19 protein-coding genes and 1 pseudogene are annotated in these 25,777 nt (G+C 67.0%); 2 read left to right on the top strand and 18 right to left on the bottom strand.

Features of this window, described 5'->3' with window-relative positions:
• Window positions 1-213 precede the first annotated feature (213 nt).
• Window positions 214-1,029: a class I SAM-dependent methyltransferase gene (locus tag LZC94_11735; protein ID WXB17922.1), complete on the top strand. Its 816-nt coding sequence runs from the start codon at window positions 214-216 to the stop codon at window positions 1,027-1,029.
• 65 nt (window positions 1,030-1,094) lie between these two features.
• Here the strand turns inward: LZC94_11735 and LZC94_11730 are convergent, their stop codons facing one another.
• The 14 genes and pseudogenes from LZC94_11730 to LZC94_11665 form a co-directional block, all read right to left on the bottom strand.
• Window positions 1,095-1,415, bottom strand: a complete 321-nt coding sequence (locus tag LZC94_11730; GenBank protein ID WXB17921.1) for a (2Fe-2S)-binding protein — start codon at window positions 1,413-1,415, stop codon at window positions 1,095-1,097.
• Window positions 1,412-2,755, bottom strand: coding sequence for a hypothetical protein (locus tag LZC94_11725; GenBank protein ID WXB17920.1), 1,344 nt, complete (start codon window positions 2,753-2,755; stop codon window positions 1,412-1,414). The genes LZC94_11730 and LZC94_11725 overlap by 4 nt, the downstream gene beginning before the upstream one ends.
• A 1,221-nt stretch (window positions 2,756-3,976) precedes the next feature.
• Entirely contained in the window at window positions 3,977-5,068 is a 1,092-nt protein-coding gene (locus LZC94_11720) for a hypothetical protein (GenBank protein WXB17919.1), read from the bottom strand.
• A 67-nt stretch (window positions 5,069-5,135) separates the two neighbouring features.
• A complete protein-coding gene (locus LZC94_11715) occupies window positions 5,136-5,801 on the bottom strand; it encodes a hypothetical protein (protein ID WXB17918.1) in 666 nt (221 codons plus the stop codon).
• 310 nt (window positions 5,802-6,111) lie between these two features.
• Window positions 6,112-6,546 carry a hypothetical protein gene (locus LZC94_11710; GenBank protein WXB17917.1) on the bottom strand — a complete coding sequence of 145 codons (435 nt, stop codon included), beginning with the start codon at window positions 6,544-6,546 and terminating at the stop codon, window positions 6,112-6,114.
• A gap of 61 nt (window positions 6,547-6,607) precedes the next feature.
• Window positions 6,608-7,270: an NADH-quinone oxidoreductase subunit I gene (locus tag LZC94_11705; protein WXB17916.1), complete on the bottom strand. Its 663-nt coding sequence runs from the start codon at window positions 7,268-7,270 to the stop codon at window positions 6,608-6,610.
• Window positions 7,271-7,302: 32 nt separating this feature from the next.
• The gene (locus tag LZC94_11700) at window positions 7,303-8,670 is read right to left on the bottom strand and encodes an NADH-quinone oxidoreductase subunit H (protein ID WXB17915.1); all 1,368 of its coding nucleotides are present in this window, start codon (window positions 8,668-8,670) and stop codon (window positions 7,303-7,305) included.
• A 49-nt stretch (window positions 8,671-8,719) separates the two neighbouring features.
• Window positions 8,720-10,330 (bottom strand): 2Fe-2S iron-sulfur cluster-binding protein, encoded by a 1,611-nt coding sequence (locus LZC94_11695; GenBank protein ID WXB17914.1) that lies wholly within the window; start codon window positions 10,328-10,330, stop codon window positions 8,720-8,722.
• Window positions 10,331-10,400: 70 nt separating this feature from the next.
• On the bottom strand, window positions 10,401-11,615 hold the full coding sequence (locus LZC94_11690) for an NADH-quinone oxidoreductase subunit D (GenBank protein WXB17913.1): 1,215 nt from the start codon (window positions 11,613-11,615) through the stop codon (window positions 10,401-10,403).
• Window positions 11,615-12,340: an NADH-quinone oxidoreductase subunit C gene (locus LZC94_11685; protein ID WXB17912.1), complete on the bottom strand. Its 726-nt coding sequence runs from the start codon at window positions 12,338-12,340 to the stop codon at window positions 11,615-11,617. The genes LZC94_11690 and LZC94_11685 overlap by 1 nt, the downstream gene beginning before the upstream one ends.
• Before the next feature lie 214 nt (window positions 12,341-12,554).
• Window positions 12,555-13,019, bottom strand: a pseudogene (gene nuoB / locus LZC94_11680) (NADH-quinone oxidoreductase subunit NuoB).
• Between the two features lie 27 nt (window positions 13,020-13,046).
• The gene (gene ndhC, locus LZC94_11675) at window positions 13,047-13,412 is read right to left on the bottom strand and encodes an NADH-quinone oxidoreductase subunit A (GenBank protein WXB17911.1); all 366 of its coding nucleotides are present in this window, start codon (window positions 13,410-13,412) and stop codon (window positions 13,047-13,049) included.
• 237 nt (window positions 13,413-13,649) lie between these two features.
• The gene (locus LZC94_11670; GenBank protein WXB17910.1) at window positions 13,650-14,765 is read right to left on the bottom strand and encodes a hypothetical protein; all 1,116 of its coding nucleotides are present in this window, start codon (window positions 14,763-14,765) and stop codon (window positions 13,650-13,652) included.
• 138 nt (window positions 14,766-14,903) lie between these two features.
• Window positions 14,904-15,749: a TIGR02757 family protein gene (locus LZC94_11665; GenBank protein ID WXB17909.1), complete on the bottom strand. Its 846-nt coding sequence runs from the start codon at window positions 15,747-15,749 to the stop codon at window positions 14,904-14,906.
• Between the two features lie 66 nt (window positions 15,750-15,815).
• Here LZC94_11665 and LZC94_11660 point away from each other — a divergent pair, with 66 nt between their 5' ends.
• Window positions 15,816-16,916, top strand: a complete 1,101-nt coding sequence (locus LZC94_11660; GenBank protein ID WXB17908.1) for a TIGR04552 family protein — start codon at window positions 15,816-15,818, stop codon at window positions 16,914-16,916.
• A gap of 149 nt (window positions 16,917-17,065) precedes the next feature.
• Here the strand turns inward: LZC94_11660 and LZC94_11655 are convergent, their stop codons facing one another.
• The 4 genes from LZC94_11655 to LZC94_11640 form a co-directional block, all read right to left on the bottom strand.
• A complete protein-coding gene (locus tag LZC94_11655; protein ID WXB17907.1) occupies window positions 17,066-17,857 on the bottom strand; it encodes a hypothetical protein in 792 nt (263 codons plus the stop codon).
• A 290-nt stretch (window positions 17,858-18,147) separates the two neighbouring features.
• On the bottom strand, window positions 18,148-18,831 hold the full coding sequence (locus tag LZC94_11650) for a hypothetical protein (GenBank protein ID WXB17906.1): 684 nt from the start codon (window positions 18,829-18,831) through the stop codon (window positions 18,148-18,150).
• Window positions 18,828-19,904: an ATP-binding protein gene (locus LZC94_11645; GenBank protein WXB17905.1), complete on the bottom strand. Its 1,077-nt coding sequence runs from the start codon at window positions 19,902-19,904 to the stop codon at window positions 18,828-18,830. Before LZC94_11645 ends, LZC94_11650 begins: the two co-directional genes overlap by 4 nt.
• A gap of 59 nt (window positions 19,905-19,963) precedes the next feature.
• Window positions 19,964-25,771, bottom strand: coding sequence for a tetratricopeptide repeat protein (locus LZC94_11640; protein WXB17904.1), 5,808 nt, complete (start codon window positions 25,769-25,771; stop codon window positions 19,964-19,966).
• Between the last annotated feature and the right edge of the window lie 6 nt (window positions 25,772-25,777).

The following is a 25,777-nucleotide window of genomic DNA, read 5'->3' as shown; positions in this document are numbered from 1 at the left end:
GGCATCGCGCCGCGGCGCGCCCTCCTTTTCCCTCCTTGCGTTCGAGCTCGAAACCACAAGGTATCGAGGAGCCGAGGGGGGCGCGTCGGCAGGCCCTTTTCTTGTTCTTCTTCCTTTCATTCATTCGTTCGTCATTCACCATTGGCAAAATCGTTTCGCAGATGTTGCTCGCGACGATTTCATGGACGCGTCGCCAACGCGCAGGGTGGTGTCATGAGTGGGTCGGAATATCATTTGGGAAGCGATGCAGCTGAGCTGAACCGACTCGCGCGTCAGGGTGCCGCGCTGGCACCGGCCACCCGCATGTTGCTCCAGGCGGCAGGCATCGGCCCGGGCATGCGCGTGCTGGATTTGGGGTGCGGCGCGGGGGACGTGAGCTTCGCCGTGGCCGAGTTGGTGGGACCGACGGGCAGTGTGCTCGGCATCGATCGATCGCCAGAGGCCGTTGTGTCGGCGAAGGCCCGCGCCAAGGCCGCGGGGCTCGATGCGGTCACCTTCGTGGAGGGCGATATTCATCAGCCGGCGCCGGATGGGCCGTTCGATGCCATCGTGGGGCGCTTGGTCCTGATGTATGTGCCGGATCCGGCCGCGGTGCTTGCGACGCAGGCCACGCAGCTGCGCCCGGGCGGGCTCGTGGCGCCCATCGAGTTCGATATGCGGATCGCGGGCTCCTTGCCGGCCGTGCCGCTGGTCACGCAACTTCTGTCTTGGATTGGCGAGACATTTCAGCGCGCGAACATCGCGCCCGCGCTGGGCACCCAGCTCTGGAGCGTGCTGCGCAAAGCGGGATTGACGCCGCGCGGAATGATTGGGGTCCAACCGCACTTCGGCTCCGACGATGCGAATGGCTCCGCGCTCCTCGCCGGCATCGTCAAATCGCTGCTACCGGTGATCGAACGAACCGGCGTCGCCAAGGCGGAGGACATCGCCATCGAGACCCTCGCGTCGCGGCTCAGCGCCGATTTCGCCGCCGCCGATGCCGTATTCGTGCACCCTGCCCTGCTCACGGCCTGGGCGACAAAAGGCTAGCGTAAAACACGAGATACAACGAGATCGAGCGCCCGCGCCCGCGAAATACCCGGGGGGGCGCGCGCTCAGCCTGCGATTTCAATCGTGACGTCACCGAGCACGGTGCATTGGCACGCGAGCCGGCGGTCGGCGTCGGCTCCTAGAACTTCGAGCACGGTTTGCTCCGAGTCGGCCAGGCCGCTGAGGTTTTCGCCGCCCTCGATGACTCGGATGATGCATGCACCGCAGCATGCTTTGCGGCATCCGAAAATGATGCTCGTCTCGTTCGCGGCGCACACTTCTTGAAGGGTGGTGCCGACTTCGACGGGGATCTCGAGGGCGTCGGTGGCGATGCGCAGCTTCACCACTTTTCGAGGCTCCGGTCGCGGCTCGTGCGCGAGCATCATGATCGGCGCTCCCCTCGGCTGGCCGCCGCCGCGGGGATGTCGGGGGCCGCGGGGGCCGACGTATCGCCCGCTGCGGCCGTATCGGTGATGAGACCGCTCATTTCATCGATGAATTGCCGGTAGTTGTCGTCGGCGGACGCGAAGGCACGGCCGGTGGTGGAGCTGCCTTTGATGACCTGGCCCCCCAAATGCTTGTGCATCGAGCGAAACAATGTGAACAGGTTGACGCAAGACTGATAGGCCTCCGTCAGCTCGGGGCTCCCCTTTTCGTGGACCCACGTCTTGAGCGCAGGCTGCCGATCGTAAATCATTCGAAAGAAGCCCTTCCAGTGCTCGGGCACGAAGCGCAGGTTGTTCCTCCTCGCCTCGATGACCCCCGCGTGCGTGAAATTCACGTGAAAGAGTGAATCCATCATGAGCATGAAGGGCAGCTGGTAGCCCGACGCGACCCCCGTGACGTCGTCCTCGATCCAGCCGCCGGTCACCTGAATCTTCCGGAACTCCTCCGCCGTGACGCGCGGAATCATGTGTTTGGTGAACGTATAGACGTTCCGAAGGGTCGCGCGGACCATGGCCAACGCGGTGACGGCGCTCTCCACGTCGTCCCGTTCGGCGCATTCGAGCGCGAGACATCCCCAGCCATAGAGCGGGATCCCGAATGTCTCCACGGCGAAGAATGCGCGGTACAGATTGCGTTCGCTCTCGTTGTTCGTGTTCATCCAGAAATACGGATCCATGCGATCGAGGGCCGTGAGCTCTCGGTACGACGTCGGCTCGCCGTCGGCTTTGCCGTCCAATCGCCATGCGCGCATGGTCATGATGATCTGGTTGAAACGCGGAATGATGCGCGTGTCCTCGGAGAGCGACAGCATCAGGGCGTGCAAAGGATCCGGCATGCGGCTCGGCCCCTTCGCGGGCTCGATGACCGGGCTCCCCTGACGCCACATATGGTTCAGGTAAATGAGCGGGATCATCAGCATTTCGCGCTGAGACAAGGACAGAGGCTCCACGTGCTGACGCAGCACGCTCAAGTCCCCCGCCCGTTCGGCGAAAAGATGGCTCTGCTCCGTCAGCCAGGCCCGAAATCCATCTTTGTCTTGCTTGGCATACTCGACCGCTGCCGCTGTACACAATTCGCAGATGGAGTCCAGCGGCGCCGGGAAACGAAAGTCGGGCGCCGTCTCCCGCAGAAATCCACATTGGGTCGACGCGAGCATCCCCAATGACGCAAGGGGCCCGAGGGCCTCGAAATCAATCTTTTCGCTGCCGTAGTCGAACTCCAAACGGTTGCCTTCCAAAACGAGAAACGGGACTTCGAGCGGGGCGGGTATGTCGAGCACGGACTCCTTCCAATGACGAACGTCCCGGTTTAACTCCGAGAAAGGAATGCATACCGAATCTTCGGAAAGCGGACGGATCTGAACACGTAGCTGGCTTTCTCGAACTGGACTGCGCAGCATGAGGTGTGCGTCCTTACGTGTGGTTCACGTGGGGTTCACGGACGAGTCTGATTGCATTATCTTTTACACACAAGGGCAAGGTTTGACAAGCCCAGTGCTCGAATACGAACGGGCAGCACTTCGATCGCAGTGCGATGATTGCAAAGCAAAGAGTAAGCCGCCAAGACGAGCGCCGCCCGCTGCCAAGCGTGTGACGGAAACGGGAGAAAAGAAGGGCGTTCGTTGGAATCGCATATCGTTTCGCGCCTTCCGCCGGACGCTCTCGGGCACCTGCTCTTTTCGTGCTCCTCGCTCCGCTCACCTCCCTTGCGCGATGCCGCTTATCGTCATCGCCATGACGAGGGCGGACGCACGCGCGACAGGCCGGTTCGCGCAGCCGCGACGAATGCACCGTCGCTGTCCGAGATGCGTGGACCTCCACGTGTTCTGGACGAACGAATTGCCCATACAAATTGTCGAGATAACCAACCATGTCGCGTCTCCGGCGGGTGCGCGCGCGCGCGCGGAGCTCGGAAACCCAGCCGGCACGAGCTCCGGGCACGGATCCAGCATCACGGCGAAGATCCGTTGCCGTGCGTCACAATCCTCACTTGCGACGCGCCCCTCGCGAGCGCTCGCGAGCCTTTGCGGGCCGCGGCTTGCGAGCTCGCACCCTGCGGCGATCGCAACTGCGATATCGCGATCCTTCGTTTATCGCCGACATCCGCTTTGCGCGATGGCGCATGACGCTGTTCACGTGCCGCGGGTACCCTCCCACACGTAAGCGGTTCGCCTACGAGGTTTCCGGATAGCTCGTCGGGACGCTCGGGGATCCATCGACGGCTCGAGCCGGTCGAGACCTTGGCTTCGCATCGACCTACGAACGATGCGCGTGTGGCCCACCCACATGCCGCGCACTGTGCCGAATCCGTGCCCACGGTGCGCCTCATGAGTTGCGCGCGGCCCCTCCCGGCATGTCGAAGGTGGTCGAGGCCGGCGCCAAATGAAAAAAGGAGACCCGAGCGGATCTCCTTCTTTCTCATCCAGGCTCGCGCGCCTCGCGGCGCACGCGGTTCGCGGCGCACGCGATACGGGCGGGCGCGATACGGGCGGGCGCGATGCTCAGTTGCGGGCGCTGATGCCGAACAGGCCGATGCCCGTACCGAGGACGACCAAGTCGTTGTTGTCCGAGGTGGCGGTGCGCGTGGACGCCGGCACCACCTGCACGAACAGGCGGCTCCACGAGTTCCCGAGCGTCTGCAGAACGTTCGCCTTCACGGTGAGGGAGGTCTCGACTTGCGCCGGGAGCTCCTGGCAAACGACGAGACCCCAGTTGGGCCCCGGCTTCGGCATCGGGAAGAAGTACGGATCGTCTCCGCCCGCGTCCTTGGCCGGAATGTCGCCGTCCGAGGAGATGATCGTCACGGCGATGGCGGCGCTCTGGAAGCACTTGTTGCCGCCGCAATCGAACTTGATGGTGAAGTCTTTGGTACCGTCGACGTCACCGGGTTTGATGCTCCAGAGATCCGTGGAGACGTTCAAGTTGTTGGCCGCCGGCGGTGCCGGCTCGGTCTTCTTGATGGCCGGCACGTCGGCGCCGCCCGCGATCGTCGCGACCAACCTGTCGGCCGGATCGACGAACTTGGCGACGGGCGCGTAGGGCAGCGCAATGCCGCCGAGCGGCCCGGCGGGCCCCATGTTCGGCGGCAGATTGCACCCGTAGTTGAGCACTCCGGGGACGGGGCCGAGCTGCATGCGATCGCAGATGAACGGCTTCGGCACGGACGGGGCGCTGAGGCCCTCGATGGTGATCTTGCCCATGTCGGCGTCGCCGCGGAGCGCGGGGTTCGGCGCCTTGAACCCGACGCAGCCCATGCCGTCGATCATGACGTTGTTGGCCGGGGGTTGACCGGCGGTCGGCTGGAGCTTGGGCGGCCTCGATTGAAGCTGCGTGACGACCCCGGGATAGACGCGTCTCTCCGCCACGCGCGAGCTCGGCTGGCTCCGCAACTCGCCGGCGATGACCGTCCCCTGGAACTTCACGAGCGGCGCCTCGGAGTCCGGAATGACGACGTCCTCGAACGCGGACGCATCGGCCGTGTCGACGGGGGGGTTGCTCTTATTGTCGTCGTCTTTGCAATTCAACAGCGCAGCGCCGACGGCGGCGATGCTCAGTACACAGGAAATGGAAAGGCAGGAACGGCGAAAACTCATCCGTGACTCCAAGGATTGATGAGGAAAAGTCTCTGCAAAGCATCCCTCGAAAACATCGATATCGGATTTACTCCGGCGCCACCACCCTCGCCTCGGTGAAGTCGGTCATCGAAAAAACGTACGTGTCCGGGAGCCGGTAGTACGTCACCTCGATCTTGCCGGGCAGCAAGGACGCGCGCGGCGCGGGGACGTTCGGCGCGATCATCTCGAACGACTTCCGCTGGATCAGCATCTTGGAGGTGGCCTTGGCCTCGAGCGACGCGAACTTTCCGTCGTAGTAGTCGGGGACGAAGCTCTTGGTGAAATCTTCCTTGTTGAACTCGGGCATCCCCGCGTTGACGGCGTGAAGGCCCATGCCCGCCACGCAATTGTCGGGCGGCGGCAGAATGAACCAGCCCGGATCCGGCGGGAGCAGATTGTCCTTCGGGTATTTGGGATTCTTGCAGTTGATCGCCACCGACTCTTCTTGCGAGAACGTAATGAAGTGATTCTCCCAGTGCGGGACGTTGTAAACGCCCGCGGGAGCGTGGCCGTGCGGCAGATAGTCGTACGACATTCCGGTGAAGACCGTCTGGGTCGAGAACTCGGTGGGTACCTTCATCCAGAAGCGCACGTCCGAGGTGACGCCCGAGGGGACGTTCTCGACGGCCGTGACGGGCAAGGTCCATTTGAAGGCCTTGAGCTTTCCGGCTTTGTCGAGCACCACCCAGTTGGTCACGCGCTTCCCGAACATCTCCTTCGTTTCACCGCGTATCACCGTTTGGTTTGCATCCGATTTGTCGAGCGGAATGTCGGTCGACCCCGGATTGTCTTGCGGGGAGAGATCGTCGCATCCGGCGGTAATGGGAACGATTACGGCTACCGCTGCCAGTGCGGTAAGAGAAAGTCTGGCTATCATCAGTGTCACCTCGGCGTCCTATGACGCTACAACGAGCCTGGGATCGCTTACCATGGAGTTCGGGTACTTCAAGTAAATGTCGCGGTCGCACAGCGCGCGCGACATGACGAATGGGTGCGCCGGCTGGGGTGAGCAGCCCATGGGGCTAATGTGCGCTGAGCGTTCGGCAGCTCGCGCCGATTTCCACGCGGCTCATGGTCTTTTTTACGTGCACCTTGGCGAGACCATATCCGCGCTCGTCCTCGAGCCAAATCGTGAACGTCCCGTCGGGGCGCCTCGGGAAATGCGACGTTCCGCCCCCGCGCAACATCAGATGATCACCCGTCGTGCCATTGGGTACGTCGCCTATGTAGACGGCTACACCGTTTGGACAAAGGTTCTTCACCTCCACGTCTTTGGTCGGCGGGGGGCGCGCCAAGAACTCTTTGTCGTAGGGATCCGGCCTACCGCCGGATGGCGCCGCCGCCGCGGGCGCGCTCGCCTGCGAAGAAGACGACGCGCCGCCGCAGCCCGCGATGAACGCGGCCGACCACGACGCAAAAGAAGCCGCGAGCAGAACGCGAGAAACTCCGTGCATCATGCACGAAGAATACGCGTTTGCGCGGCGGCTCCCAAAAATGCGGCGAACTCCGCGATGAAAATCAATGCGTCATATGATGACGCGTGACGCCGGGGTGCGATTCGTCGCCCGGCTCGTGGCGAGGATTGGCCGTCTCGTGCGAGCCGTCGCGGCCGGAGGCGGCCAGGAGGAGATCCTTGCGGTAGATGAATTGCTCGCGCGAGTCGTAGGGGACGGCGTGCATGCCGGTGTCCATGCGGATGGCGTCGCAGGGGCAGGCTTCGACGCAGTAGCCGCAGAAGATGCAGCGCAGCTCGTCGATGACGAACTTCACCGGGTAGCGCTCGTAACCGCGGCGCGCGTCGCCCTCCGGGTACTCGCCGGCCTCGATGAAGATGCATTGGGCGGGGCACGCGGTGGAGCAGCAAAGGCAGGCCACGCAGCGGGGGCTTCCATCGTCGCGCTGGGTGAGGCGATGCAGGCCGCGGAAACGCTCCGGATAGGGGCGCTTTTGCTCCGGGTACGAGATGGTGGTGATGCCCTGCGAGATGCTCTCGGTCACCGGATCGGGGCGCTCGCCGCGCACCATTTCCTTGGTGTTCCGGAAGAAGTGCTTCATGGCGACGCCCAGGCCCTTGAAGATCTCGGGCAGGTACACCTGCGTGGCGGGCGTGGGCTCCACGTGCTCGACCACGTACGCGTTGTTCGGAGACGGGGGCTTCTTGGGGAAGGTTGCAGTCGCCATGGGATGTCTCGATTTCGGGTAACGAGCGGAGCTTACAGTTGCATGGGGCCGGTGACCGTACCGCCGCGGGCGTTGGCCATCTCCGCGGAGGTGCCCACGATCCAGAGGGACCGGCGCTTGGGGGCGAAGAAGCCGACCAGGCCGCGGAGCACGAAGAGCGTGATCACGAGGGCGACCACGAGCTGGCTGATGTCGGCCGCGACCTTGAGGGTCGAGGAGACCTCGGGCGAGCCATCGATCACGAGCAGGATGACCCCCGTGAGGAAGAGGTTGCCGAGGGAGAGCGGCAAGAGCACGCGCCAGCCCAGCTTCATCAGCTGGTCGTAGCGGAAACGGGGGAGGCTCCAGCGCACGAAGGCCTGGAAGACGCAGGTCGCCAGCACCTTGCCGAAGAAGACGACCACGCCGATGATGCTCATCCAGATGTGCGGGATGGCCTGGTGGACCAAGGTCCAATCGCCGATGGCGATGGTGATGCCGTCGCGGTGGAAGAACGGCAGCTGCCAGCCGCCCAGGAAGATCGTGACGAGCAGCATGCTGCTGGTGACGACCTCCATGTACTCGGCGAAGTAGAACATGCCGAACTTCATGCCGGAGTACTCGGTGAAGTAACCGGAGACGAGCTCGCTCTCGGCCTCGGGGAGGTCGAAGGGGATGCGCTTGGACTCGGCCACCGCCGAGGCGAAGAAGAGGAAGAACGCCGCCGGCTGCGCGAACAGGCCCCAGCAGTTCTCACCTTGCCAGCGCACCATCTCCTCGAGGCGCACGGTGCCGTAGAGCATGAAGGCGCCGATGAGCGAGAGGCCGATGGTGACCTCGTAGCTGACCATCTGGCTCGCGGCGCGGAGGGCGCCCATCAAGCTGAATTTGTTGTCGCTCGACCAACCTGCGATGGCCGCGCCCACGATGCCCTGCCCCGCCAAGGCAAAGATGAAGAGGATGCCCGAGCTGAGCGGCGCCACCGCCAGATCGACCGGCGCCACGCCGCGCGCGACCATTTGGCCCATGCGCTCGATGGCCGGGAAGACGTAGCCGTGATCGGTGGAGCGCACCAGGTACTGCGGGAAGACCGTGTCGCCCATGGGGATGACGGCCACCAGCGCGAGCACCGGCATCATGGAGAGGATGGGCGCGAGGCCGAAGAGGAGCTTGTCCGCCTTGGGGGGGACGAAGTCTTCCTTGAAGAAGAACTTCAAGCCGTCGGCCGCCGTGTGGAGCAGGCCGGCCACGCGAAGCTCGAACTTGCCGATCTTCAGCACCGCGCGGTTGGGGCCCACGCGGTCTTGCATCATCGCGCTCTGACGGCGGTCGAGCCACGTGAGCAGGGCGGCCACGTTGATGAGAAAGCCGATCATCACCGCGAGTTTGACGATCGTCCAAATCCATTGCGCCAAGGTCATCGCTGTTTGCTTTCGTCTCGGTGCTTCGCGCTCAATTCACGTTGGGGGCTCACGGAGTGGCCTGGGAGGATGGCCGCACGGTGAAGGACTCGGGGACGGTGGGCACCTGGATCATGCGGGCGCGCACCTGCTTCAACTTGGTCCATTGGGCGTCGTAGCCGAGCGCCTGCCCCAGCTCCGCCACCAGCTGCCAGCCCGGCGCCGCGGCGCCTTGCGGCTCGATGGCCTTCTCCGCCACCTGGTGCAAGCCCTTGGCGTTGACATACGTGCCCGACGACTCCGCCCACGAGGTGGCCGGCAAGATGACGTGCGCCGCGCGCGCGAGCGGGCCATCGTGCGCGGCGATCACCACCAAGCCCGCGAGGCGGTCGAGCGCGGCCTCGGTGCGCGAATCGGCCACCGGCGTCTCGCCGCCGAGGGCGATCACGTGGGTGATCTTGCCCGCCTCGATGTCGTCGATCAGCTGCCCGAAGGAGCGCAGGCTGGGCACGAGCTCCAGCACGCCGCGCGTGTTCGGATTTTTGTCCGCGTGGATCAGGATGGTGTCGGCGTAGCCCTCCCCCAACCCGGTCGCGTAGAAGCTGCGGGTGCCGAGGAAGGTGCCGGCGAGCTCGCGCAGCGCCCAGTTGTCCTCGAGCGAGTGCTGGGCCGAGAGCACCACGGCGACGCCCTCGCCCGGCACCCCTTCGAGCTGGCTCTTGGCCGCTTCGAGCGCCTTCTTCACGGTGGCGGTGGCGCCTTTGACCCGCGGGTCGAGCACGCGATCGGTGTGCGCGCGCTTGTAGCTGACCATGCCCTCGTCGCACATCCAGTACTGGTTGACCTGCTCGTTGTCGCGCGGGCGGTAGCGGTAGACCTTGTTGTAGCGCGGATCGTAGTCGAGGTGCGCGTTGCAGCCGGTGGCGCAGCCCTGGCAGACGCTCTTGGCCGTGCGCAGGAACCACACGCGCGCCTTGAAGCGGAAGTCGACGGTGGTCAGCGCGCCGACGGGGCAGACGTGCTCCGTCATGAAGGTGTAGTGGCCCGTGAGCTCGCGGCCGGGGGCGACGAAGACCTCGTTCAAGTTGCCGCGCTCGCGCATGTCGAGGACGGGATCCTGCGCCACTTCATCCATGAAGCGGATGCAGCGCGTGCACATGACGCAGCGCTCGGCGTCGTACACGATCGAGGGCCCGAAGCGCACGGCCTTGGGCTTGTGGATCGGCTCGTCGCGCATGCGCTTTTGGTACTGGCCGTGCTCGAGCCAGTAGTCCTGCAGCTTGCACTCGCCCGACTGATCGCAGATGGGGCAGTCGACGGGGTGGTTCAGCAGGAGGAACTCTTGCACGCCCTTGCGGGCTTCGCGCACGTTCTCGCTGGTGTCGCCGCGGACCTGCATGCCCTCCGCCGCCTGCATCTGGCACGCGGGCTGGAGCTTGGGCTTCTGACGGGGACGGTAGTCGTTGAGCGCCGGATCCCACTCGAGGACGTCGAGCATCATGGCGCGCTGGCCGGGTGCGGGCGCAATTTCCACGAGGCACATGCGGCAGTTGGCCGGTGCGCTCAAACCGGGGTGCCAGCAATAGTGCGGGATCTCGATCCCCTGGCGCCATGCGGCTTTGATGATGGTTTCGCCGGGCTCGAAGGGGATGGTCGTCCCGTCGTAGGTGAAGGTCGGCATTCGTGGAACCTATGGTTGTTTCGTCGAAGGCGAAGAACGGACGGGGCGGACGCTCGCGGGGCCCGAAGGACTAGTGATCACACTCGCCGCCGATCATGTTGAGCGAGCCGAAGGTGGGCACGATGTCGCTGAGCATGTTGCCCGTGATGAGCTTCTGGAGGCCCGAGACGATCGGGAAGCACGGGGGGCGGATGCGCACGCGGTACGGCGTGCCCGAGCCATCGGAGACCAGGTAGAAGCCCAGCTCGCCGTTGCCGCCCTCCGTGTACGAGTAGACCTCGCCCTTGGGGACCTTGGCGCCTTCCATGATCAGCTTGAAGTGCTGAATGGTGGCCTCGATGGTCGTGTAGACGTCCTTCTTCTCCGGCAGCATCACGCGCGGATCGTTGACATTGACCGGACCTTCGTCGGGCATGCGGTCGAGGACTTGCTCGATGATCCGCTTCGACTGGCGGATCTCCTCGAGGCGGACCAGGAAGCGATCCATGTTGTCGCCCGTCTTGCCGATGGGGACGTCGAAGTCGACCTCGTCGTACTTGAGGTACGGGTGCGCCTTGCGCACGTCGTAGGCGACGCCGGAGGCGCGCAAACACGGGCCGGTCCAGGAGAGGGCCACCGCGTCCTTGCCGCTGATGATCCCGATGTTCTCGAGGCGGTCGATGAAGATGCGGTTCTTGAGCAGCATCTTCTCGCCCTCTTCGACGATGTCGATGATCTGCTCGAGGGCGCCGCGGCACAGCTCCTTGAAGCCGCGGGTGGGGGGCGAGGCCATGCCGCCGATGCGGCCGAAGGAGTGCGTGAGGCGGGCGCCGGTCTCCTCCTCGAGGATGTCCCACACCATTTCGCGCGCCTTGATGAACCAGAGGAACGGCGTGAAGGCGCCGAGCTCCATGGCCATGGCGCCCGTGCACGTGAGGTGGTCGCTGATGCGCGCCAGCTCGCCCAGCGCCATGCGGTACCACTGGCAGCGATCGGGCACCTGGATGCCGCAGATCTTCTCCACCGCCAGCGCGTAGCCCACGTTGTTCAGCATGGGCGAGACGTAGTTCAGCCGGTCGACATACGGGAAAACCTGCGCCCACGTGCCGCGTTCGCACATCTTCTCGAAGCCGCGGTGCAGGTAGCCGATCTGCACGTCGGCCTTGACGATGGTCTCGCCAGAGAGCTCGAGGACGATGCGCACGGTGCCGTGCATCGCCGGGTGGGAGGGGCCCATGTTCAAGTGCATGGGCTCGGAGGGGAGCTCGAGCTCGCCCTCCTCCAGCTCGAGGTCGATGGGCTCCATCAGCTCACCTTTTCCTGATTCGGTTGCGTCGGTTCCGGGTGCGTATGCTTGGCGCTCGGGTCCTGGCCGTTGTAGTGCCCGGCCTCCGACGCCTTCACGGAGCGAACGACGCCTTTGGGGCGGGGCTTGCCGTCTTCGTCTTGATCGTCTTGGTGCAGCCAGTCGACGCGGCCGAAGGCCATGCCCTCGTCGGCGCGGAAAGGAGCCTGCTTGCCCAGCGGCACGCCGGCTTCTTCCTCGGTGCGGTACTCGACCAGGGGCTGCGTCTTCTGCGCCGGGTAGTCCTTGAGCAGCGGGTGCCCCTGAAACTCCGGATACATCAGGATGCGGCGCAGATCGGGGTGACCGCGGAAGGTCACGCCGCTCAAGTCGTAGACCTCGCGCTCGAACCAGTCGGCGCCGGACCAAATGCTGGTGACGCTGTCGATCTGCGCGCCCTCCATGTCCTCGTCGCCCACGCGCGCCTTGAGGCGGATGCGGTGCCTTCGGGCGATCGAGTACAGGTGCAGCACCACCTCCATGCGCGGCAGGCGCGTGGGGTAGTCGACCCCGCAGAGATCGACGAACAGGTCGAAGTCGAGGGTGGGCTCGTTGCGGAGGTACTCGCAGACGCTCTTCCAGCTCTGCGCGGTGACCACCGCGGTGTCGTCGCCGAAGTCGCTATGGGTCTCGAGGACGGCCGCGCCGAACTTGGCTTTGAGCTTCTCGAGGACGGCTCTACTCATGGCGCGCTCCATTGCCGACCACGTGAGCGGCGGCGGCGGCCGCATGCGCCTCGTGCGGCGAGACGTGCCCCAGGTCGCGCAGCGCCTTCTCGGCCTTGAGACGCGCTTCGCGCTCGCCGAGGGTCAGCTCGTCGTCGCCCCGGCGCAGCTGCACCAGGTTGGGCACCGGATCGGTGCGCGGCTTGACGACGGCGGGCGTACGGTCGCCGCGGGCGATTTTGTCCTGCAGGAGCATCAACCCGTCGAGCACGGCCTCGGGGCGCGGGGGGCAGCCGGGGACGTACACGTCGCAGGGGATGACTTTGTCGATGCCCGGGACGGTGGTGTAATTGTCGTAGAAGCCGCCGCAGCTCGCGCACGTCCCGAAGGCGAGGACGTACTTGGGCTCCATCATCTGCTCGTAGATGCGCTTCAAGGCGGGGGCCTGGCGCTGGCTGATGGTGCCGACCACCCAGAGCAGGTCGGCCTGGCGCGGGGAGAAGCGCGGGGCCTCGGCGCCGAAGCGGGCGATGTCGAAGCGGGGGCTCGTCAGCGCCATGAACTCCATGCCGCAGCAGGCGGTGACGAAGGGGTAAGCAAACAGCGAGTACTTGCGGGCCCAGCCTAGAAGGGCATCGAAGCGGGTGGTGGCGAACCCCTTCTCGGCCCCTTCGAGGGTGACGGTGCTGGTCGGTGCCATGATTTTCCTAGAGTCCCTGGTTATTTCCTAGTTTTCCCACTCCAGAGCGCCTTTTCGCCAGACGTAGATCAGGGCGACCACGACCACGACGAGGAAGCCGATCATCTCGGCCAGGCCGAACCAGCCGAGCGACCGGAATTGGACCGCCCACGGGTAGATAAAGACCGTCTCGATGTCGAACACGACGAACAGGATGGCGGTCAGGTAAAACTTGACGCTCAGCTTCACGTGGCGGCCACCCGAGCTCTCCGAGCCGCACTCGAAGGGGAGCATCTTTTCGGGGGTGGGCTTCTTGGGCCCGAGCAGGGTTGCGCCCAGGAAAAAGAGGCACGCAACGGCGCCAGCCACACCGATGATCAGAAACATCGGCCCGTACTTTTGGATGAGGGTCATCGTGCCTTCTTGATTAGCGCGCTATTCCGCAGGTGGGAACGACTCTTTGGGTGGGGGAATAGTGGTAAGCCCGAACCGTGTCAACGAGCTCGTAACGGCGTCCTCCCGGCCCCCTACCCCCGCCCGTGCACGTTCCGGTCCCCGTTCCCGCACGCGAGCCTCTTTCCTCGAGGATTTCGGGGACGTGTGCAGGCACGGGCACGTGTACGGGTAAGGTGGCTTTCCGGGCGAAATCGCCTAGCCGGTGACGCGGGTTGCCTTCCACGCGGTGAGCGCGGGGCCCAGGGCGACCTCGATCCGCTGGAGTTCCTCCGCCAGCTCCCGTTCGCCCACACCGGCCTCGAGCGCATCCCGGAAGCACCCGTACGCCGCCACGTATTTGCCACGATTGAGCAGGGCACGGCCGAGGAGCGGCATGACCTCCGCGGGGCTGCCGCCAAAGGCCAGGGAGCGCCGGAGGGGTGCGATGGCCTCGCCGGCCCGTTCGCTGATGAGCAGCGCCTCGCCCAGGCGGCGGAACAGGTCCGCGGCGGCGACCCCCTCTTGGGCGTACTGGATGCCGATGCGGAAGACCTCTTCCGCCTGGTCGACCTCGCCAAGGTGGACGCACGCCGAGCCAAGCAGGCCCAGACCCCGCGCGATGAGGCCGCGTGCGTCGGGGGCGAGCATCTGGCCCTCGGGGGTGCGCAAGAAGATGGCCAGGGGCGCAGGCCATGCGCCGAGCAAGGAGACGACCTTGGGCCACTCCTGCCGGAGGGCGGCGGCTTCGGCCTCGGCGACCTTCGACAGATCGATGGCGCTGCGGGAGCCGGCGGCGATGCGATCGAGCTCGTCGCGCACCAGCGAGCGGATGCGGGTGCGAAAGGCCTCGAGCTCGTAGTCCTCGTCGCTGCCGTCGTGCGAGACGACGAGCTGCTGGCGCCCCTTGGTGAGAATCAGCTTGCGGAGCGAGTAGCCGTAGAGCGGCGCCAGGAGCAGGTAGCGCACGCCGATGTAGAGCTGGATGGCCTCGGTGTCGGTCTCGCGCGAGGGAACGGCCGGATCGCGCTCCTCCTCGACGAGCAGCGCGCCCACCAGGCGGCGGCGAAAATCGGCCAGGGTCAGACGCTGGGGCTCGAGATCGGTGTCGCCATCGCCCACGCCGACCACGAAGTCGACCAAGGTTTGATCGGGGCTACGCCGGTCCACCGTGAGCGCGGTGATGCGCGCCCCCACGATGATGGAGAAGGCGAAGAAGCGCTCGCCCACGATCTCGCAGAGCGCTTGAAAGCTCCCGATTCCTTCGCCGATGCGCTCGAACCAGCCATCGGTGCGAACGGCGTCGAGCGAGAACTCTTGTCGTTTTTCGGCCATACGGGAAGCTTTTACCGTGCCATGTTTCTCGTCTCTTCCGCAAGACGTGAAGCATGGGCGGGTGGAGGTATCGGACGGGGTGTAGGTCGCGGCGGATGTCGAAGGAGCAGCCGGAAGGGGGACGTCCGCGCACATGCCTCAGCGCACATGCCAGTGCCGGCAGACGGGCATGACCCCGCAGCCCTCGCAGCGCACGGGATCGCGGCGCGAGGGGCACCGCTGGAGCATGCCCATGTGGCAGAGCGAAAAATCGTACTTGGTGGGATCGCGCCGATCGAGCCGGGAGAGCGCGGCCGTGATCTCCTCGGTCGCCCGCCACGTCAGGCGCTCTTCGCGCGTAAGGCCCAGGTTTCGCGCCAGCTTATGGATGTGGGTATCGACCGGCATCAGTAAGTGGGCGGGATCCAGCGACCAGAGGCCCAGGTCGATGCCATCGGCGGGCCGCACCATCCACCGCAGGAACAGGAGCAGCCGCTTGACCCCGCTCGACCCTCGGGGATCCGGGAGCAAATGCGAAGGCCCGCGCCGGGTGCGCGAGCGAAGCTTGCCCGCGTCGCGGATGCCATCGCAAAAGGCGGCGAGCGCGGGACGGATGGCGCCGTGCTCCTCGAATTTGGCGGCGAAGTCGCGACCGAGGGAGCCATTGGCGAGCTGCACGGAGCGGGCGCCGATGAGGAGGCGCGCCAGATCGTCGCCGATGAAGACGCGGTGCTTCCAGCCGCGCAGGCGCGCTTTGAGCTCGGCGGGGTGATCGGCGGCGCGCGAAGGGCTCGGGCCGACGCGGTCGAGCAGATCGCCGAGCTTGGCCAGAATGGTCTTGACATTGCCGAAGGCAATGGCAGCCGCGATCAAGCCTACGATTTCCCGGTCGAGCGGGTCCTCGTACCGGTGGACGACCCCCACGGGATCCGAGGTGCGGCGCGCGGCCAGATCGGCCCGCGCCCGCACGGCATCGAGCGCGTCGCGCAGTTGGGCATCGCTCACGACCGCCATGTCGACCGATACGTATAACGCACCTCGGGCACCTCTCCCGTACTATCTTCGGGGGCGATGACGGAGGAAAAGCAGCCGGAGCGATTGAAGCGCCTCGAAGAGTTCACGCTCGCCGATCTGGAAACGGTTCGTCTCATCTTGCGCGGCGACTCGGTGATCGACTGGCATCGATTGAACCTTCAGGGCGAGGACGAGGTGCGCGAGCTGCTCATCGCGCAGGAGTTCCACCCCGACGAGCCGGCCGACCGGACGCGCATGGAGTGGCTCAAGAACGAGGCGGTCAGCTACTTGCGCCGTCACTTCGAGTACCCCATTCCCAAGCCGGTGGAGCGCGCCACCATCGAGGAGCTGCTCCTGCTCGCCTCCAACCGCGGGCACCGGCAGACCTGTGCGTGCACGATCCTGAAGTGTATGCACATCATCCAGCACCTGGAGGGGCGCGAGCTGCTCTTCCTGCTGCCGCTCTCGGACCAGGAGATCTTCCACGTGGTGGAGGAGAAGGTCTACCGCGTCATCGGGAGCATGCTGGCCGGGGGCTTTCCCATCACCGAGTTCATCGGCGGGCGGAAGAACAAAGATTCGCTCTACACGAAGCTGCTCTCCAAGCAGGACACGGTCGCCGCGCAGATCTACGACAAGCTGCGATTTCGCATCGTCACCCGGTCGTACGACGACATCTTCCCGGTGATGCAATATCTGTCGAAGCGGCTGTTTCCATTCAATTACGTGATACCCGGGCAGAGCATCAATTCGATGTTTCCGTTTCGCGAATATTGCAAAGCGAACGCGCACCTGCGGCCGATGCTCCCGGAGATGCAAGCCGGTAAAGATCTCGACTACACGCCGACCGACAATCGATTTACGGCCGACACGTACAAGATCATCCACTTCGTGGTCGACATGCCGGTGCGTCTGCCGCGCAAGCTCTTGGAGCGGGCGCCCTCGAGCGCTTGGGGCCTCGGGCCCGTCATCTTCGTCATCTGCGAGTTCCAAATCATCGACCGCGAGACGGAGGCCAACAATGAGCGCGGCGAAGCGAGCCACGCGAAATACAAAGAGCGCCAGAAAAAGGCGGTGATGCGGCGCCTTCAGCTGGGCATGCGCGAAATGCGGCTCCCCCCCGGAAGCAGCGGTCCGCCCAGTCGCCGTAAGAAATGACGCCCGGCTCTTCGTCGGGCGTTATTTAGGACGGTTCCCGTGGGCGATGCCCCTCGCGATCGTCGATTTTCGAAGCGCGAAGAGCCCCACGGCGGCCGGCGGGCCGGAGTGCCACCTCCCCCGGATGTCGAACCTTCGTGCACCCTGGATTAGAACGTGCCGACCACCGAGACGCCATAACCGGTCCGTCCCACGTGCCCGGGCGCGACCTGCCATTGAAGCTTTTGCGCGGCGACGGGCGCGTGTGTGCGCGAGCGGCCCTCCACGATGACGGTCTTGCTGCTCCGGGTCTCCGGCCAGATGAACGCGCTGGCCAGCTGCAACGCGCCGAGGCCCTGCAACACACCGTCGATGGCGATGAGCACGCGGGGCGCCGTATCGTCGCTGCATCGCGGCTGCCCGGGCCCATTGCACCCGCCGCGGTCGGCGAGATCGATCCAGGGGCCGACGACGGGGATGAGCAGGTTGCGATCGCCTTGGTGATCGCTGGTGGAGCCTACGATGGCCGCGGGGGCGTACGAGAGGCCGAGGGTGAGGGCGCCGCCGAAGAGGAGCGCGCGGTTCGGTCGATATCCCGTGGAGGTCGTGTCGCGCTCCCGGGGCGGGGGCTGCGATGTTTCCGATACGACCACCGGGGCCGAGGTGATGTGCGTGGGCGCGGGCTGCGTTTGCGTGGCCGGCGGCGCCGGGGATTGCGGGGTCTGAGGAGTCTGCGGCGTTTGGGGGGTCTGGGGGGTTTGAGGCGCTTGGGGGGCCTGCGTGGTTTGCGGGGCTTGGGTCGTTTGCGGGGCCTGCGGCGCTTGGGGCGGGGGTTGCGTTTGCGGGGTTTGCGGCGTTTGAGCCGTCTGCGCAAATCCGTTGGCTCCGAGGGCCAATGTACATAGCGACGCAGAAGCTGCGATGATCGCGCGAAGACGCGCACGTCCAAGAATGGGATTCATGACTTCGCTCCTCTTCGAAGAATGGCGAACCGATCGCCAATCGCATGCCCGCCCGAGTTGCAACCGCGGTGCCTTTTCCGCATCGGCTGGCGCGTTTCTTCGCGATCGCGTGAGCTTTTCTCGATGCGCGCGACAATCCGGCGAAATGCGACTCTCGTGGCAAAGCGCCTTGGAGGGGCAATCTGTCACATGTTCGCAGATGCGAGCGATCCGCGTCGGAGCAGCGTTTTCAGAGGTGGATCGCAGGTTCGACGGATCGTGGGGCTGCACGGCGGTCGCGTACCGCAACCTCATCGACGCGGGGTAGGCGTATCGTTCTCGGGCGCCTGGACATCACGCCGGACCGCTCCTTGGACCAAACGGGGCAAGACATTCGCGGCGGTGCCCAGCCATTTCCGGAGGCTCGTCGCGTCGGCTGGGATTTCGTCCAGCGCCGCGTCCACGGCAACCTGGACCATCGCCGCCGTATCTTTTCGTGCAATCCCCCGCTCGTCGAGCTTCGATTGCGCGGCGACTTTGCCCAGCTTCTCGGTCCCCTCGGCGCCGAGGATGGCGAGAATCCAACCTTCGAGCACGGGTAGGGCGGCGCCGCCGATCACCTGGACCTCGGGAAACGCTAGCTCGGCCTTGGCGATGGCATCCTCGATCACCTTCGGTCGGGATTTGTCGTCGTCGGCGTCACGAACGAAGGCTGCGACATGGGCCCCCGCACGCTTCGCCTCGTAGACCAGGCCGAGGACGTTCCGCTCCTCGTTCGGAGTCGGTCCTTTTGCGCGCAGCTTGCGGATCTGCGACCACTTCGTGGCGCCAACGACGTTCCAGCCATCGGGCTGAACCCGGAGCAAGAGGGTCTCGACAACGCCAGGGAGGGTGCCCGTTTGGTAAACGGGGTCCCCAGCGCGACCCCCCAATTCGTTTGGCCCCTCGCCGCCGAGGAACACGTTCACCTTGCCCGTGCGCGGGCTTTCGCTCATGGCCGGGGTTTTCCCGTGAGCAGGGGTTCTTCGGACTTGCCGTCCGCGTAGCTGACCCAGAACTCGCCGGGCTGGTAGATCGCCGACGCCTCGTCGAACCCGGGAACGTCTTCGAGGAGCACCGCGCGCGTCCCCGTGCTCGGGTCTCGCGTGACGACGCTGATCTCGTTTCCACGAAGCTCGTTCACGACCAGGGGACTATGGGTCGCGACCACCACTTGATTCGTCCTCGAAATTTCGCGAAGGACCCCCATGACCTCGGCAATTCGTGCGGGGTGAAGGCCGTTTTCGGGCTCCTCGACCAGGTAGAGACGGGAGCCTTGGATATGCCTCAAGGCCGCGAAGGCGAGGTAATAGAGGAGCCCTTCGCTCATGCCCTGTGCTCCGACTCGGGTGCCGTCGGCCAGGGTTACGGCGATCTCCTTGTGCGAGCTGGAGACATTGATGAGCCCGAGCTTCGCGACGCTCGGAAAGAGCGTTCGAACACCGGCCTGGATCTGGGAGAACGCCTCGAAATCCCGATTGATAATGGCGTCGAAGACGCTCGCCAGCCCGGTCCCCCGCTCGTCTGCGAAAGCGATCTTCTCACGTTCCGGAATGAGCTCGACGGGGACCCGCAGGTGATCCGGATCGAAGCGGACCAGGGTCGCCACAGTGAATCGCTTCCGAAGTTTTTCGATGCTGGGTGATGCGTCTTTCACGGCGAGCAGCCCGCGCCGATTCCACGAGCGCGTTTGCGTCTCCGCTATCCCCTTCCCATCCACGTAGACCGCCTCTTCGAGACCGTCTTCCGTAGCGCGGATGGCATAGACCAATTCGTCCGCAACATGAAAACCAATGCGGGTGTTCGGCGTCAAGCCGAGCGTGGGATCGAAGGGTGACCACGCGCCGTCGTCGCTCACGCGGAATTGCTCGGCTCCGAGCTGCGCCGCCGTACGAAGCGCACGAAGCACCGTGCTCTTGCCGCTATCGTTCGGGCCGATGAGCGCGTGAAGGGGCGTGAGGCGAAACGACCCTTTACGGATGCATCCGTAGTTTTCGACCTCGAGCCGCTCGATGGACGGATTCGTCATCGACCGCGAGCCTACGCGGAGCGGACAGCACGATCAACGCCGCAGGGCACGCCGACCGCCTACCGCCCCGGCGCACCATTCGACGCGCCGCCCCAGGTGCTGCCCATGCGCCAGCGCAGCGCCGTTGCTTCTTTGGACAGCGCGAAGCGAGCCAGATCGCCGGCCAGGGGGTGGGAGAAGATGGAGGCGACGGAGTGCTCGTTGACGGCGCCGATGCTGCGGGCGAAGTGGACGTCGAGGGTGCGTAGCTCGTCGAAGGTGGCGAGGAGATCGCCGGTGACGAGGAAGGCGACGCGCAGCTCGGCGCGGGCGATGGCGCGGACGAAGGCTTCCATCTCTTGTGCGCTCGGGTTCGACGGCGCGTCGAGGCGGAAGGCCAGATCGGAGAGGAGCTTGCGCTGCTTGCGGCCGAGGGCGCGGCTGACGCGGGGCTCGTATTCGGCGATGAGATCGGCCAGGTGGCGATCGCGGACGTCGTAGGAGTACGAGGGGTTCGCGTGGCGGGCGGCCGCCGTGAGCAGCGCTTGGACGTGCGGCGGCGGGAGGTCTTCGATCCAGGGGACGCCCAGGGCGATGCGGGTGAGCGCCCGGCCGAGCGACGCCAGCTGCCGCGACTCGGGTTGCTCGAGCTGGCTCTGCGGAAAGACCACCCACGGCACGTCTTGGGAGACCACGCGCGTGTAGGAGACCGCCTCGGAGACATAGAGCTCCGTCTCGGGGATGCGCAGGAGCCACGCGAGGCGATCGAAGACGGGCCGCAGCGGGTGACCGCTCCGCGGGCTCACGCGATCGCGCGACGAGACGCCGAGCTCGTGGGCGGTGGAGCGAAAGAGCTTTCCCTCGCACCCCGAGAGCGCAAAGGATACGTCGAGCAAGACGTGGCGGCCCTCGGGCGGCAGCACCTGGCCGATGAGCGCCGCGCGGTCGAACGGCTCGGTGCTCGCGCTGTCGAAGGAGAGACGGCGGCCGCGGAGCCAGAGCTGGCTGGCGTCGTCGAGGGTGCCGGCCAAGGCGCGGAGCTCGCGCGCGACCAGCGCCTCCTCGGTGCGGCGATCGGCGGCGAAGGCGCGCTCGAGGAGCTCCAGGGCGCTCGCCGGCGCGCGCAGCGAGAGGAACGGGCGCGAGTCGGGGATGAGCAGATCCACCACGCTCTTCGAGGCCTCGTCGTGGCGGCCCGCGCGGCTCAGGGCGGCCGCGAGCAAGAGCCGGGTCTCGTGCATGCCGGGCGAGAGGGACAGCGCCGCGCGCAGGTGCGCGATCGCCTCCTCCAGCTGCGACGATGGCTGGCCCGGCGCGACCAGGTGCGCGGCGTCGAGCTCGAGCTGCCCCAAGGTCGCGAGCACCAGCGGATCGGGGCGGCCGATCTCCTGCTGGCGCTTGGAGATGGCCCGGAGGGCCGCGCCGTACGGCTTTCGGTCGAGGCCCTGCGGCGTGGTGTGGAACGCGAGCAGGCGATCCAAGAGCGACGGGATCCAGGCGATGGCCTCGCACAGCGCCCGCTCGGCCCCCGCGCGATCCTCGAGGGTGGCGCGCACCCCGCAGAGATCCAAGAAGATGGCGCCTTTTTGATCGGGCGCCGTCTCGACCATCGCCAGGCGCTCCAGGAGCGAGGCGACCTCTTCCCGCACGGCGCGATCGTTGGCCTCCGGCGAGCTGCCGAGGCGCCGGATGAGCCCGCGGAGGGCGCGCGCGCTGGTCGGCTCGATGTCGAGCGCCAGCCGGAGCACGCGATCGACTTGCTCCGGCTTGGAGAGCACGCGCTCGTAGAGGCTCGCCAGCGCAAAGAGCGCCGTCAGCCGCGGATCGCCGGCGGAGACGGTGCTCACGCCATCGCGCCCCACGCCGGGGCCGTGCGCGTGCTGCACCACCGCCTCGAGCGCGTCCACCGCCTCGGGCCACGCCCGCTGCGCGATGTAGAGCTCCGCCAAGGTGAGCAGCGACGGGATATGGCGCGGCGCCACCTCGCGCACCCTGCGCATGGCGTCGACGGCCACCGTGAGATCCTTGAGCTCCGTGCGCGCCAGGCGGGCGATCTCGCCGCCGAGCATCACGATGGCGTCGGGCGCGTTGGCGCGGCGAATGGCGCTTCGGAACACCTCCACCAGGCGATCGGGCCGGTGCTGATCGGCGCGCACGGTGGCGAGCCGCCCGGCCACCGGGATGGACTCCGGATCGGCGTCGAGCGCGCGCTCGAGCAGCTCCACCGCCCGCGTGCGGCGCTGATCCGAGGAGCCGAGCCGCGTGTCCTCGGGGGCCGACAGCAGAAGATCGGCCGCCTCGAGCAAGTGGCGCGCCGCCACCTTGGGATCCTGCGCCAGATCGGCCAGCGACGTGGCCGCGGCGATCCCCGCCTCACCATCGCGGAGCTGCGAGGCGAAGCGCGCCGTCCCCAGCGCCGCGGTCACGCTCAGGCGATCCATGGCCAGCGCCTTGCGGTGGTGATCGAGGGCCGAGCGCGCGGCCACGCTCGGGATGTCCGCCGCCAGGTGCGCGTTGGCCGCGCCGTTCGCCTCGTTGAGCGGCACATAGAGGTGCGCCAACGTGAGGTGCATCATGAGGCGCGACGTATCGTCGTTGCCCTTGGCGATGCCGGACTTGAGCGCCAGGAGCACGAGCAGCGCGCTGGTGGCCGCGGCGCGCGCCACGCCGTCGCCGGCGCGGGCGAGCGGGACGGTGCGCCGGTAGACCGCCTCCAGCGCGTTGCGATCCTCGGGCGCGAGCTCCAGAATGCGCGCGTACGCCGAGGTGTCGCCGCTCTCCGGCAGACGCCACTCCACGAGCTGCGCCATCGACCAGAGCGCCCCCAGGCGCGCGACGGGCGCGTGCAAGGTCGTCGCTTGCTGCGCCAGCGCGTTGGCGAGCAGCGGCAGCGCCTGGGTCGTGCGCGCCAAGGTCTCCAAGGTGCGCAGCGCGGGCAGGTGCGTGGTCTGGCGGGCGGTCACCGTCTCCAAGGGCGGGATCGCGCGCTGCGGATCGGCGCCCGCCTCCACGAAGAGCATGGCCCGCTCGAAGGCGCCCTGGCTCCCTCCCCCTTCGAGCTTGCCCGTGGGATCCGCGCGATCGGGGCCGAGGCGCGCGGCCAGGCGCACCAAGCGCTCCAGCAAGAGCGGGTGCGACGGCGCTTCGCCGAGGGCGCGCGTGTAGAGCGCGGCCGCCTTTTCGTCCTCGCGCAGCGAATATTCGTCGATCTCCGCCGCGCGCAAGAGATGGCGCACGCGCTCGAACGGCGTGTCGGCCTTGTTCGCCAGGGAGACCAGCTCGTCGCGCAGCCCGCTCCATTCGCCCAAGGACTCGAGCAAGCGCGGGATGGTGTCGGGCGGGACGGGGTGCGCCGGATCGAGCGCGTGCACGGCGCGGAGCGAGGCGATGGCCTCCGGGATGCGCCCGAGCCGCGTCTGTACGATGTCGGCGCGCGCGAGCCATAGGTAAATCTTCGACTCGTCGTCCTTGGTCGCCTCGATGCGCGCGGTGAGCGCTTCGACCGCCTTCTCCCAGCGGCCCGCCACCTCGTGCAGCCGCACCTCCAGCGCCCTCGCCTCCTCGTGCGCCGGGTTCTTCTCGAGCACGTCGACCACGAGCGAGAGCGCCCGCTCCGAGTCCTCGAAGGCAAAGGCCGCGGCCGCGCGGGTCATCAAGTCGAGCGCTTCGTTCCGGTGCGCCGCGTCGCCCAGGACCCGCGCTTCGTCGAGCAAGGCGCGGCCGAGCGCGCGCGCGTCGCCCACGCGGGCCGCGGTGCGCTGCAAGCCCACGATGGCGCTCCGCCGGTCGGGGTCGATCTCGAGCACCTGTTGATAGGCGCGCGTGGCCAGCACGGCGTCGCCCAGCGACTCTTCCCAGAGGAGCGCCGCGCGCTCCAGGTACCCGACCTTGCGCACCGGATCGGTGACCTCCTCCGCCGCGTGCATGTAAATGGCGATGCGCGCGCGGGCCTCGCTGGCCTCCGCCGGCTGCGGTGTGAGCAAGCGCGCGAGGGCCTCCACCACCTCGGCGTCGGCCGGCGCGGCCGAGAGCGCGGCCCGCAGATGGATCACCGCCTCCGCCGGCCGCCCCATGCCCTCCGAGATCTTCGCCGCGCGCATCAAGAGGCGCGCCCGCTTCCGCGGCTCCTCGGTGCGCGCCGCCACGTCGGCCCACAGCTGCGCGCGCCGGTCCTCGCGCGCCACGCTGGCGAACAGGCGGTCCATGGTCTCGAGCAAGGTGGGATCCTTGGGGTCGAGCGCCATCGCGCGCTCCACGCTCGCCAGCGCGCTCACCAGATCCCCTGCCCGCTCGGCCAGCGCCGCCATCACGCGCAGCTCGTACGCCAGCCGGCGCGGCTCCTCGATGTACGACGCGCGCGCGCGGCGCACGCGGATGGCGTCGTGGAGGCGGCCCGCGGCCTCGTGGAGCATGACCAGAAGATCGAGCACGCGCCGGTCGACCGTCTCCGCCGTGGGGGCCCGGGTGTGCGCGCGCTCGAGCAGCGCCACCGCGCGATCGAGGTCGCCCAAGCGGGTGGCCGCCAAGGTGGCCGCGTCGAGCTCCAGCCGCGCCAGGCGCGCGGGCTCCGTCTCCACCTGGGCCTCCTCGACCAAGAGCTCGAAGAGCGCCGACACGTCGTTGTGGCGCGCGGCGTGGCGCACGCACGCGCTCCGCACCGGTCCCACCCCGGAGTCGAGCGCGAGCGCTTGCTTGAGCGCCCCCCACGCCGCCTTCGGATCGTGGAGCCTTCGATCGAGGATGCGCGCCCGCTCCACGTGCAGCCACGCCGCGAGCTTCGGCTCCTCCTCGTACGCGTCGGCCATCCGGCCGAGGTGCGCCGCCAGCCGCTCGGCCACCTTGGTGCCTTCGCGCTCGCCGTGCGCGGTGGTGAGCGCACCCTCGAGCCCCTTGAGCGCCGCCGGGTGGTTCGGCGACACGGTGAGCGCCGCCTCCCACGCCTCGCGCACCGCGATCTCGCGCCCGCCGGCCGCCTCCAGCAAGCGCGCCTTCTCCGCCAAGAGATCGGCCCGCTCTCCGTCGGTTGCCGAGGCAACAATTTCGAACTCCAGCGGCTCGATCAGCTCGCGGGCGGCCCCGCGTCCATGGCGCGCGCGGCGCACCAAGCTGTGCGCCATGAGCAGCGAGGGCTCGATCTTGAGCGCGCTCTCCGCGTGCTCCAGCACCTTGGTCCCGTCGCCCGCCGTCTCGTCGAGCACCGCGAGCTCCAGGTGCGCCCGCGCGTGCGCCAGCTTGTCGCCGCCGCTGGTGCGCGCCCGAAACGCGGCGACGCGCACCTCCAAGAGCGACGTCAGTTGCTCGATCGGGGTCTCGGCGCGCGCCCGCTCCGCCGCCGCGGGGGCCGAGACGGTGGACGTGCTGGGGGTGCTCGATGCGCTCTCGCGCACCTCGCGCCCTTCCCGGCTCGGCAACGGAGGCGGGACGCTGGGGGCGTCGGATCGGACGGCATCGGGCTTCGGCGGGATGACCGAGGGCACCTGAAGGGGTGGACGCATCCGCGGCGGAAACGACGGGCGGTCGCCCGACCGCGGCGTACTCGGTGGGATAGGCGGCGGGCGCCGTCGCGACTCGACCACCGGCACTTTAGCGACCTGCTGGGCTTGGCTCGCCGCCTCGAGCAACGTGGAGCGGGCCTCTTCGACATTCCAGCCCTCCTCGAGGTCGAGCAGCGATAGCTCGACGGTCCGAACCTGGCCCAAAGGCACGGCGTTCGGCTCCGTCGCCCCACCCGCGGTTGGCGCAGCACTCGAGCTGGTGGCGCCACCCGCATTGCCCGCAGTTTCGGCTTGGACGGGCTTGGAGGCGGCGGCCGCAGCGGTCTCGTTCGAAGGGCCCTTGGCCCCCTGGGGGACCGTCGGTGCTTGCAGTCCGGTCACCGTGTCACTCACGATCTT

Source organism: Sorangiineae bacterium MSr11954 (assembly GCA_037157815.1).
In the GTDB taxonomy this organism is placed as follows: Bacteria; Myxococcota_A; Polyangia; order Polyangiales; family Polyangiaceae; genus Pendulispora; species Pendulispora albinea.
Note: the sequence above shows the minus strand (reverse complement) of the source record. Positions and strands in the feature narration are given on the sequence as shown.